This window comes from Delftia sp. WSY_10 (assembly GCF_043104705.1).
Lineage (GTDB): Bacteria > Pseudomonadota > Gammaproteobacteria > Burkholderiales > Burkholderiaceae_C > Comamonas > Comamonas tsuruhatensis.
Genome location: NZ_JBICKY010000047.1, coordinates 44,616 through 57,125 on the forward strand (window position 1 = coordinate 44,616; position 12,510 = coordinate 57,125).

General features: G+C 63.4%; 2 protein-coding genes and 1 riboswitch. Of the genes, one reads left to right on the forward strand and one right to left on the reverse strand.

Features of this window, described 5'->3' with window-relative positions:
- Window positions 1-213 precede the first annotated feature (213 nt).
- Window positions 214-10,287 carry an invasin domain 3-containing protein gene (locus tag ACF8ML_RS19050; protein WP_392407659.1) on the reverse strand — a complete coding sequence of 3,358 codons (10,074 nt, stop codon included), beginning with the start codon at window positions 10,285-10,287 and terminating at the stop codon, window positions 214-216.
- 652 nt (window positions 10,288-10,939) lie between these two features.
- Window positions 10,940-11,050: riboswitch (glycine riboswitch) on the forward strand.
- A 92-nt stretch (window positions 11,051-11,142) separates the two neighbouring features.
- Between ACF8ML_RS19050 and ACF8ML_RS19055 the strand changes: the two genes are divergently transcribed.
- Window positions 11,143-12,474, forward strand: coding sequence for a D-amino acid dehydrogenase (locus ACF8ML_RS19055; protein ID WP_012202460.1), 1,332 nt, complete (start codon window positions 11,143-11,145; stop codon window positions 12,472-12,474).
- Window positions 12,475-12,510 lie beyond the last annotated feature (36 nt).

The window sequence follows — 12,510 nt, forward strand, 5'->3', positions numbered from 1 at the left end:
TGCGTCGGCCGGGACCCAGGGATGCAAGGCACCCATCAGCGCGAAATTCTAAATTGTTCTCATTTACGGCGTGTTGCACGCGCGATAGGCCCGCAAGGCGGCCTGGGGTTTCGTGCAGGCTTGAGCCGCCGGGATGCAGCGCCTCTACCCAATGGAAATCGCCTGCCGAAACAGGTTCGGCAGGCGATGGTTCAGCGCCTCTTCAACCGTGTGTCAACCGCGTCTGCGGCGCAGATTCCACAGGCCTGCAGCCAGCATCAGCAGCATGGCCATGGCGAGCATGCGCGGTTCGAGGGCAGGGATCGGCCGGGCACCCGGTGCCGCCCCCACACGCGCCGGACCGCTGGGATCCACGATCACGCCATTGGCTGCGCGATCGTCATCACCCTGGCCGCCATCGGTGACCACCACCGAGGTCGTATTGCCCGACACCACCGCACCCGCAGGCTGATACCAGGAGTCCGCCGCCCCTGCGGATGCTGGACCGAACTTCCAGTACGCCATGCCGGTCACCGGCCCCGGCCAGGTGACGCTGACCGTGATCGAGCTGCTGGGCGTACAGCCACGGGCCACGAAGTGCACATTGCCGTACGGGAAGCTCAACTGGCCAGGCGCACCCGCCGCAGCCGCGACGAAGGACGACTGCGACACATCGAACCCGCAGCCCGCGCCACCACCGCTCAAGGTCGCCGTGGCGTTGCCTGCCCCGGTGGCTGTCGGACCCGTGAAGGTCGTTCCGAGCACGTTGAGCGAAGTCGTTGTGGCAGGTCCGGTGTTGCCATTGCCAGGATTGGTCTGGGTCGCGCTGATCGTGTGCAGACCCGGCGTCGGCAAGCCGCCGCCCGGCGTGCAGCTCCACGTCTGATCGGCCGCGACGATTGCCGTACACAGCGTCGTCGAGCCATCCTTCACCGTGATCGTGTAGCCCGGCGTGCCGGTGCCGGAAATCTGCGGATAGCCTCCCACCGTGGTCGGCGAAACCGTCAGCGTCGGAGCCACCGGCACCTGCGTGCTGGGAGTGACCGGCGTTGCTGGTGTCGATGCACAGTTCACAGTGCACCCTGCCGTCGGATTGACCGGGCTGATGCCGCCCGATGGATCGTAGGAGGCCGTGTTCGTGCTCGAACCCACAGCCGTCGGAACAGCCGGCAGGTTGAAGCTGGTGTTGCCACCGGCCGCCACTGCCGCAGTGAAGTTCACCGTGCACGTCAGCACGGAGCTGCCATTGCCCGCAAACGGGAAGGCGTTGGGTGTGCAGGTTGCGCTGGCCACATTCGCACCGGTCGGCACGCCCGTGATGCTGATCCCCGCAGGCACCAGGTCCTTGATGGTCACGCTGGTGGCGGGACCGAAGGCACCGGCAGCGTTGGCCACGGAGAACGCGTAGTTGAAGGGCGTGCCCACGGCCAGGCTACCCGGGTTGGCCTTGGTGACCGTCAACGCAGGCGTGCCTGGCGTGACCGGAGTCACCGGCGTGGAAGCGCAGTCTGTCGTGCACCCTGCCGTCGGATTGACCGGGCTGATTCCGCCCGACGGATCGTAGGAAGCCGTGTTCGTGCTCGACCCCACAGCCGTCGGCACAGCCGGCAGATTGAAGCCGCTGTTGCTGCCAGCCGCCACCGGCGTGGTGAAGCTCACGGTGCAAGACAGGATCGCCGTGCTATTGCCCACGAAGGGGAAGGTATTGGGCGTGCAAGTCGCACTGGCCACGTTCGCACCGGTCGGCACGCCCGTGATGCTGATGCCTGCCGGCACCAGATCCTTGATGGTCACGCTGGTGGCGGGACCAAACGCTCCAGCCGCATTCGCTACCGTGAAGGCGTAGTTGAACGGCGTGCCCACAGCCAGGCTGCCGGGGTTGGCCTTGGTGACCGTCAGCGCAGGAGTGCCAGGGCTCACCGGCGTGGAAGGCGTCGATGCGCAATCCGTCGTGCAGCCGGCCGTCGGATTGACCGGGCTGATTCCACCCGACGGATCGTAGGAAGCCGTGTTCGTGCTCGAACCCATAGCAGTTGGCACAGCCGGCAGATTGAAGCCGGTGTTGCCACCCGCTGCGACCGAAGCCGTGAAGTTCACCGTACACGTCAGCACAGTGCTGCCATTGCCCGCAAACGGGAAGGTGTTGGGCGTGCAGGTCGCACTGGCCACGTTCGCACCGGTCGGCACGCCCGTGATGCTGATGCCTGCCGGCACCAGATCCTTGATGGTCACGCTGGTGGCGGGACCGAAGGCACCGGCAGCGTTGGACACGGAGAACGCGTAGTTGAACGCAGTTCCCACAGCCAGGCTGCCCGGGTTGGCCTTGGTGACCGTCAGCGCTGGCGTACCAGGCGTGACCGGCGTGGAAGGCGTCGATGCGCAATCCGTCGTGCAACCCGCCGTCGGATTGACCGGGTTGATGCCACCCGCTGGATCGTAGGAGGCCGTGTTCGTGCTCGAACCAACCGCCGTCGGCACAGCCGACAGGTTGAAGCTGCTGTTGCTGCCAGCCGCCACCGGTGTGGTGAAGTTCACCGTGCACGTCAGCACGGTGCTGCCATTGCCCGCAAACGGGAAGGTGTTGGGCGTGCAGGTCGCGCTGGCCACGTTTGCACCGGTCGGCACGCCCGTGATGCTGATGCCTGCCGGCACCAGGTCCTTGATGGTCACGCTGGTGGCGGGACCGAAGGCACTGGCAGCGTTGGACACGGAGAACGCGTAGTTGAACGCAGTCCCCACAGCCAGGCTACCGGGGTTGGCCTTGGTGACCGTCAACGCAGGCGTACCAGGGGTCACAGGCGTGGAAGGCGTCGATGCGCAATCCGTCGTGCAACCCGCCGTCGGATTGACGGGGTTGATGCCGCCCGACGGATCGTAGGAAGCCGTGTTCGTGCTCGAACCCACCGCCGTCGGAACAGCCGGCAGATTGAAGCTGGTGTTGCCACCGGCCGCGACCGAGGTCGTGAAGTTCACCGTACACGTCAGGACAGTGCTGCCATTGCCCGTGAACGGGAAGGTGTTGGGCTTGGGCGAGCAGTCCACACTGGACACGTTCGCGCCTGTCGGCGCACCCGTGATGCGGATACCTGCAGGCACCAGGTCCTTGATGGTCACGCTGTTGGCAGGACCGAAGGCACCGGCAGCATTCGCTACCGTGAAGGTGTAGTTGAAGGGCGAACCTACGGCCAGGCTACCCGGATTGGCTTTGCTGACCGTCAGCGCAGGCGTACCAGGCGTGACTGGAGTCACCGGTGTGGAAGCGCAGTCTGTTGTGCACCCTGCCGTCGGATTGACAGGGCTGATGCCACCCGACGGATCGTAGGAGGCCGTGTTCGTGCTCGAACCCACCGCCGTCGGCACAGCCGGCAGGTTGAAGCTGCTGTTGCTGCCAGCTGCCACCGGTGTGGTGAAGCTCACCGTGCAAGACAGGATCGCCGTGCCATTGCCCACGAAGGGGAAGGTGTTGGGCGTGCAGGTCGCGCTGGCCACGTTCGCGCCGGTCGGCACGCCCGTGATGCTGATGCCTGCCGGCACCAGATCCTTGATGGTCACGCTGGTGGCGGGACCGAAGGCACTGGCAGCGTTGGACACGGAGAACGCGTAGTTGAAGGGCGTGCCCACAGCCAAGCTACCGGGGTTGGCCTTGGTGACCGTCAACGCTGGCGTACCAGGCGTCACCGGCGTGGAAGGCGTCGATGCGCAATCCGTCGTGCAACCCGCCGTCGGATTGACGGGGCTGATGCCGCCCGACGGATCGTAGGAAGCCGTGTTCGTGCTCGAACCCACAGCCGTCGGCACAGCTGGCAGGTTGAAGCTGGTGCTGCTGCCAGCCGCCACCGGTGTGGTGAAGTTCACCGTGCACGTCAGCACGGAGCTGCCATTACCCGCAAACGGGAGGGTGTTGGGCGTGCAGGTCGCGCTGGCCACGTTTGCGCCGGTAGGCACGCCCGTGATGCTGATGCCTGCCGGCACCAGGTCCTTGATGGTCACGCTGGTGGCGGGGCCGAAGGCACTGGCAGCGTTGGACACGGAGAACGCGTAGTTGAAGGGCGTGCCTACAGCCAGGCTGCCGGGGTTGGCCTTCGTGACCGTCAACGCAGGCGTACCAGGCGTCACCGGCGTGGAAGGCGTCGATGCGCAATCCGTCGTGCAACCCGCCGTCGGATTGACCGGACTGATGCCGCCCGATGGATCGTAGGAAGCCGTGTTGGTGCTTGAACCCACCGCCGTCGGAACAGCCGGCAGGTTGAAGCTGGTGTTACCACCCGCTGCGACCGAGGTCGTGAAGTTCACCGTACACGTCAGCACGGAGCTGCCATTGCCCGCAAACGGGAAGGTGTTGGGCGTGCAGGTCGCACTGGCCACGTTCGCGCCGGTCGGCACGCCCGTGATGCTGATACCCGCAGGCACCAGGTCCTTGATGGTCACGCTGGTGGCGGGACCAAACGCTCCAGCCGCATTCGCTACCGTGAAGGCGTAGTTGAAAGGCGTGCCCACAGCCAGGCTGCCGGGATTGGCCTTGGTAACCGTCAACGCAGGCGTGCCTGGCGTGACGGGCGTGGAAGGCGTCGATGCGCAATCCGTCGTGCAACCGGCCGTCGGATTGACCGGGCTGATGCCACCCGACGGATCGTAGGAGGCAGTGTTCGTGCTCGACCCCACAGCCGTCGGCACAGCCGGCAGATTGAAGCTGGTGTTGCCACCCGCTGCGACCGAGGTCGTGAAGTTCACCGTACACGTCAGGACGGCGCTGCCATTGCCCGCAAACGGGAAGGCGTTGGGTGTGCAGGTTGCACTGGCCACGTTTGCGCCGGTCGGCACGCCCGTGATGCTGATGCCTGCCGGCACCAGGTCCTTGATGGTCACGCTGTTGGCGGGACCAAAGGCACTGGCCGCATTCGCTACCGTGAAGGCGTAGTTGAACGCAGTCCCCACAGCCAAGCTGCCGGGGTTGGCCTTGCTGACCGTCAGCGTGGGCGAACCAGGGTTGACTGGGGTGGCGGGCGTCGACGAGCAGTCCGTCGTGCAACCTGCCGTCGGATTGACCGGGCTGGTACCACCGGACGGATCATAGGAAGCCGTGTTCGTGCTCGAACCCACAGCCGTCGGCACAGCCGGCAGGTTGAAGCTGGTGCTGTCACCGGCTGCGACCGAGGTCGTGAAGTTCACCGTGCAAGTCAGGATAGTGCTGCCATTGCCCGTAAACGGGAAGGTGTTGGGCTTGGGCGAGCAGTCCACACTGGCCACGTTCACACCTGTCGGCGCACCCGTGATGCGGATCCCTGCAGGCACCAGATCCTTGATGGTCACGCTGCTGGCAGGACCGAGGGCGCTCGCCGCATTCGCTACCGTGAAGGTGTAGTTGAAGGGCGAACCCACAGCCAGGCTACCCGGGTTGGCCTTGGTGACACTGAGGTTCACCACGCTCACAAAATGAATTTGTGCGGCGCTTGGCGAATACGCGTTTGCCCCCACGGTGAACGTGCCACCCAGGGTTCCTGCAGGAATGCTGGTGGCGATGCTGTAGGTACCACTCGCTGTGCTGGTGGCAGTGATCGAGCAGATGCCCAGAGTTGCGCCGCTTGTTCCAGTGGTGCAAGTGGCTGACGCGCCTGCCGCACCACCGTTCAGCTTCACGCCGGCAGTACCGGCAAAGGTGACGACCTCGCCGCCCTTGGGATTGCCACCGGCATCGCGCACATACGCTTCCACCACATCGGTTGCCGTGCCATTTGCCGCCGCGTTGTCGCTCACGACACGCAGGCCCGAATTGCTTGCCGAGGCATTGCCGGCGACAAAGGCCATCGATTGCGGGCTGTTGCCGATGGCAGCTGCACCCACCGTGGCGGCAGCCGAATAAGTCGATGCGGTCACGCTGGTGAACGACACCGAGCAGGTCGCCGCCGCACCCGCAGTCGTGCAACTGGCGGTGGCAGGTGCCGCTCCGGCGGGTGTCACGCTGAAGTTCACGACAACGCCGGTGACCGGATTGCCGAACGCATCCTTGGTGACCACGGAAACGACGTCCTGGCCGCCGCCGGCTGCCTGGTTGTTCACATCGACCGACATGGTCGAATTGGCGGGATCGACGGCACCTGCCGTAAAGACATAGGCAGCCGTCGCACCGTACGTATTGCCACCGGCGCTGACGCCGCTGCCGCTCAATGCGCCGCTCGCGATGCTTGCGCCGGAAGTGTAGGAACCCGCGACGGTTGTCTTGGCGGTGACCTGGCAGGTACCGGCCGCATTGGTGGTGCAGGTACCGCTGAAGGTGATGTTTGCGGTGGGAGAGAACGTGACAACGCTTCCGGCCACCGGATTGCCGTTGACATCTCCCACAAACGCTTCAAGCACATCTGTCGCCGAGCCATTGGCCGTGACCGGACTGCTGACGGTACGCACCCCCGACCTGGCGGGGTCGGCGGCATTGGCCGTGAAGTTGATCACGGCCGGACTGCCGTTTGCCACGCTCTGGGTGGTGGTGCCGTTGTTGTCCGTGGCTGTGAAGCTCGCCGCACCCGCCACGGTGGATGTCACCGTGATGGAGCAGCGCGCTGGATTCGCATTGGCCGCAATCGTGCAGGAAGTTGCCGACGGCGTGCCGGCGCCGGTATGGACAAAGCCGATGGTGTGGGCGACCGTATCGACGGTTGCATTGCCATTGGCGTCCTGCAGTGCAACGGTCACCGTGCCGGTGCTCGTACCGTCGGCCATCACCGAGAGCGGTGTGGCACTGAGCAGATTGCCACTGGCTGTATTGCTGGGCGGCCCGGCAATGAAGTTGACCGATACCGGACTGCCATTGCTCACGGCCGTTCCGTTGTCCGTTGCCGTGAAACTTGCGGTGCCGACCGTGGCCGATTTCACCGTCACGGAGCAGGTGGCCGGATTGGCATTGGCCGCGATCGTGCACGTGGGTGCGGCCGGCGTGGTCGTGCCCACGCCCGTTTTGGTGAAGACAATCGTGTGCGCCACCGTATCCGTGGCGGGATTGCCATTGGCATCGCGCAGGGTCACGCTGATCGAGCTCGTGGCAGTGTTGTCTGCGACAACGCTGAGCGGACTGGCACTGATCAGGTTTCCATTCGCGCCATTGCTGGGCGGGCCGGCCGTGTAGTTCACCACAGCCGTAGCCGTGGCGGCCGAGCCATTGATGGTGAAACCAAAGGTGCCACTGCCGACTGCGGTAGGTGCCGTGACGGTTGCCGTGTAAACCCCTGCGCTGCACGAACCCGCGCCGACCGCAGGCGAGCCCTGTGTTCCGCTGTTCAGCGTGAAGGCCACCGTATTGGCACAGGTCGCAATCGAATTGCCTGACGCATCCTTGAGCTGCGCCGTCAATGTGCTGGTTGCGGTGCCATTGGCAATGATCGAGGTCGGACTCGCAACGATGGTCGAGGCACTGGTACTTGGCGGACCCGCCGTGTAGCTCACTGAAGCCGTAGCAACTGCAGCAGAGCCGTTGATGGTGAATCCGAAGATCCCGCTGCCGACTGCCGTGGGCGATGTGACGGTGCCCGTATAGATGCCGGCAGTACACGAGGCCGCGCCCACATTGGGCGTTCCCTGCGTTCCGCCGTTCAGGGTGAATGCCACCGTGTTCGTGCAGGTGTTGATCGGATTGCTGCTGGCATCGACCAGTTGCACGCGCAGCACGCTGGTGGAGCTGCCGTTGGCCACGATCGATGCCGGTGTGGCGACTATCGTCGATGCACTCGTGCTCGGCGTTGCGGCCGCATAGGAGACCGTTGCGGTGGCAACAGCCGCAGACCCGTTGATGGTGAACCCGAAGGTTCCGCTGCCGACCAGCACCGGCGATGTCACCGTCCCCGTATACATGCCGGCACTGCAGCCCGTGACGCTGACGGCAGGGACGCCTTGCGTCCCCGCATTGAGGGTGAAGGCCACCGTATCGGTACAGGTGGTGACAAGGTTGCCTAAAGCATCCTTCAACTGCACGGCCAAGGTGCTGGTGGAGACGCCGTTGGCCGCAATCGATGGCGGACTCGCGGCGATTTCAGACCCGCTCGTGCTGGCCGGCAGCCCGGTGAAGCTGTAAGCAACCGGCGAAGGCTGATAGGTCACTGCGCCAGATACCGGGCTTCCACCCAATGGAAGATTGGAGAACGTGGCACCAGCGACTGACGACGACAAGGTCACGGGTGTCGTGAATGTTCCGGCGACACTGCTGCTGGCATTGATGGGAGACGCGCACTTTCCGCTGGAGCTGGTCGTGCAGCTGACTGCGGCGGAGCTGCCATTGAACGTGACACCTGCAGGCGGCGCTGCGAAGGTGACGGTGTCACTGCCCCCTGTCCAGGCATTGCCTTGGCCGTCAACAATGTAGACCTCCAGCAAGTCGCTGCTGCCGACAGGTTGATTGTTGGTCGTCGCCAGAACGCCGGATTTCAGGGCACAGGGAAAACCGGTGACGCTTGCCGCCGTTGAAAGCTGCGAGGTCTGGGCTCCGCCGGAATTGCTGTCCGTCACTGTGACTCGCACCTGGCCGCTGAGATACGAAGGAACGGTCAGCGTTCCCGAGGCTCCGGCCATGGTTTCGGAGCCCAGATAGACCTGCGCATCGTTGACGCCCGCGCCGGTCGGCGACCAAAAGGCCTCCACCGTATACGGTGCCGGCTCGCTCGCATTGGCATTTGCCGTGATATTGAATGTCCAGGTGCAGGCGGCGGTGTCACTGGCGCCAACGCCAAGGGTGGGGGTCCATCCGGTTTGTCCATTGCCCGTCGTCAGCAAACTGATGCCTGAGTTTGCAGCCACAGGCACGGAAAACAGCGTGTTCTGAGAAATCTTGAAGAAATCACGCGTAGTGATACGAATGGCACTTCTCGACTGGCTTGTCATCTTGTTGTTGCCAATCAATCCTGGTGCCGTACCCGTACCACCGATATTCACCCCGTCCCCGCCGCCAGTGAAGTTGTTATCGGTCACCGTCACTACCTGCGTCGTGCCTGAGGCTGCCGTATTCACCGTTGGTGCCGACACATGCGTTGGCGATGACCCGGTATAGGCGGCGATAGGCAGCGAGAAGGTATTACCCGTCACGGCCAGACCAATTCCATTGGCCAGGCTGATCGTTCCATCAACCGACACCACGGCCCTGGGCGCATTTCCACCAGTCGGGCTCAGTGCGATATTCGAATTTTTGATCGTCAATCCGTTGACGGTCATGTTCGACATGACCTGGAAAAACTGCTCGAGCTGCATTCCCCCGATAGGGTTGGGCAGATTCGTTACCGTGAAATTATCGACAACGATGTTGGAAACCGTGCCTGCACCGTTGCTTGCGGCAACGGAAATGGCCGAGCCCTTGTTATTGCCGTAATTTCCATTCCATATCGCGGAGTTGATTGTGCTATTGGCAAAGAATACGTTTTGTGCGCCTTGATGAATCTCCGCGTACAGCTCGCAGTTGAACGGCGTCCCCTCTCCCGCAGGGGTTGGCGCCACATTCACCAGACCGACGCGATCAATGATGACATTGTTTGCTGAGGAGCCAACGACGAATACCGCTTCGCCACAGGTCATGTTGGGCGAATTGGTGAGAGTGATATTCTTCCCACCAAGATAAAAGGTTTCCCAGGCGGAGTCCGCCCAGTTCTGGACTTGTATGACTCCCCCGAAATCGATGGTCAATGAGCCCGTGCCGGCTGGCACGGTGCCTTTGATCCAGTACCAGGCGCCACCGGCACCAGTGGTGGTGCCCGTATCGCCGCCGCTGATCATCTGGGTTTGACCACAGGCATTGGTGGCTCCCGTCACGGCGCCGGACTGGGCTCCGCTGACGAATGTATTGGCACAGCGCACGTAAACCGTCTGATTGTCGACATACGGATGGAGGTTTCCGGCCGCATCCTTGGATGTCCCACTCTGTATGGTTCGTACCGACGTGGACAGTGTCGGCGCAAAGACGATGGAAACATCGGCACTCGGATCCAGCGTTTGCAGCGTGTAGTTGGCTGCCTGAATGGCAGCTCGCAGCGTACATGCGCCAGCAAAGGTGCCTCCCAGCGTGCTGACACAGGTGGTTGGTGTCGTTGCATTGGCATTGGGAGCGTCGCTGTTGTCGGTGACCGTGAAAACGACGGTCGCCGCCAGTGCCGTGGATGAGATACCCGCGCATGAAAGCAGCAGCAAAGAGAAAAGGCACTTCGCTGCACGCCACTTGCGAAAAAATGCCGAACCAGGCAGGCGATTGAGAGCATGCATGATATTCCCCGTTTTCTCAAGGAGATATGACAGGAAAATGATTTTCCCAATGGCAATGGCCATCAGTTGTACCCAGCGCATTTGCATCGCCGTACCTCGAATAGTTCTATTTGAATCACGAGCTAACAACTCACCTTGCAGCCGGTGAGGTTGGAAGCAAAATGTTTCGCGCAGATCCTGCGCGTCAATCAGAAAAGGCGGATTTCCATCAACGTTTGCGAGCTGCTCCGCTGTCCATTGAGCCGGACACACCTTCAGTCGGGTTTGCGACGCAAATCATTCCTCCCTCCACAAACCATATTCACCGTGCTTGTATTTTTTCAGTGCCGGATCAGTTTCCATGGACCTGCACCTGTGCAACGGTAAGTCGCCTATCAGACATATACACAACTCATGGTTAACCCATGCAGGTCCAATCGACCAGAACATGCACTGACAAACCACTGCACACATCGATAGGCTAAATCATGTTTTTTTCTATTTCAATAGTTTTTTTGCATGAAATCGGAGACTCATGCCAGCGCTACGAGGGAGGCGCTTGAGCGATCTAGGGAATACCCTGCATCAGCCACACCACATACAGGTAGTAACTGGTGGTATCCCCAGTACGACTGAAACCGGCTGCGCAAGCCACATAGAATCGCCCCTGCAGGAGAGCAGGCGGGCACCACGGTGCCGAGCCTCACCGAAGGCGCAAACTCCCATACACGCTCAGGTTCCGTACTGCAAACACAACATGCCGTCTGGAGAGCCGCCGCACGCAATATGCGGCGCACCGAAGGAGCAAGCCCCGTTCCCATGGACGGCGGTGAATCTCTCAGGTACCAAGGACAGGGGGAGCGGCAGCTGCGTCACGACGGACGCCGGCTGCTTGCTATTGAATCCATAGCTACCAGCTTCCGCGTGACCGGCACATGCCTTTGAAAGGGCATTGTCATGCGCGTCATCGTTCTCGGAGCCGGCCTGATCGGCACCGCCTCGGCCTACTATCTGCAATCCCTGGGCCACGAGGTCACGGTCATCGACCGCCAGGCTGCGCCCGGCGCCGAAACCAGCTTTGCCAACGGCGGGCAGATCTCGGTCAGCCACGCCGAGCCCTGGGCCAACCCCGGCGCACCGCTGAAGTTGCTGGGCTGGCTGGGCCGGCAGGATGCCCCCCTGCTGTTCCGCCTTCGCGCCGACATGCGCCAGTGGCTCTGGGGCCTGTCCTTCCTGCGCAACTGCACGCCCGCGCGCACGCGCCACAACATCCAGCAGATCGTTCGCCTGGGCACCTACAGCCGAGAGGCTCTGCAGCAGCTGCGGTCGGACACCGGCATCCAGTACGAGCAGCGCATGCAGGGCATCCTGCACTTCTACACGAACGCCCGCGAGTTCGAGGGCGCGCTCAAGCCCACCGAGCAGATGCAGGCCCTGGGCTGCGACCGCCGCCTGATCGACGCCGACGAAGCCGTGCGCCTGGAGCCGGCCCTGGCCCATGTGCGCGGGCAGATAGCAGGCGCCACCTATACGGCCGAGGATGAATCGGGCGACGCCAACCTATTCACGCGCGAGCTGGCACGCATTGCCACCACCACGGGCGTGCAGTTCCGCCACGGCCACCACGTCATGGCGCTGCGCACCACGGGTGCGGGCGCCAGCCGCCATATCGACCATGTGGAGGTGACCAATGCCGATGGCCGCTACGAACGCATCCAGGGCGACGCCTATGTGCTGGCCATGGGCTCGTTCAGCCCGCTGCTGGCCCAGCCGCTGGGGCTGCACCTGCCCATCTACCCGGCCAAGGGCTACTCCGTGACCCTGCCGGTGCTGGACCCCGCCAAGGCCTACCAGGTCAGCCTCACGGACGATGAGTTCAAGCTGGTGTTCTCGCGCTACACCGGCGCGCAGGGCGACCGCCTGCGCATTGCCGGCACGGCCGAGTTCAACGGCTACGACCGCAACCTGGACCCCGTGCGCTGCGAGGCTATCGTGCGGCGCGTGCAGCAGCTGTTCCCTGGCGCCGGCGATACCGGTCGCGCCCAGTTCTGGAGCGGCCTGCGCCCCGCCACGCCCAGCAATGTGCCGCTGATCGGACGCTCGCCCATCGCCAACCTGTTCCTGAACACCGGCCACGGCACGCTGGGCTGGACCCATGCCTGCGGCTCCGGCATGGCGCTGGCCGACCTGGTCAGCGGCAGGCAGCCGGCCGTGGATTTCGATTTTCTGGGAGCTGCAGCCATGGACCCGGATCGCAGCGCAGGCACGGTGCGCCCGCGCGCGGTCTGAGGTGCAGACGGTGTGTACCGTGTGTACGGCGTGTAC

What these genes read in the sequence shown, in the direction of transcription:
- ACF8ML_RS19050 (WP_392407659.1), bottom strand. Translation starts at nt 10,287, where the DNA reads ATGCGCTGGGTACAACTGATGGCCATTGCCATTGGGAAAATCATTTTC.
- ACF8ML_RS19055 (WP_012202460.1), top strand. Translation starts at nt 11,143, where the DNA reads ATGCGCGTCATCGTTCTCGGAGCCGGCCTGATCGGCACCGCCTCGGCC.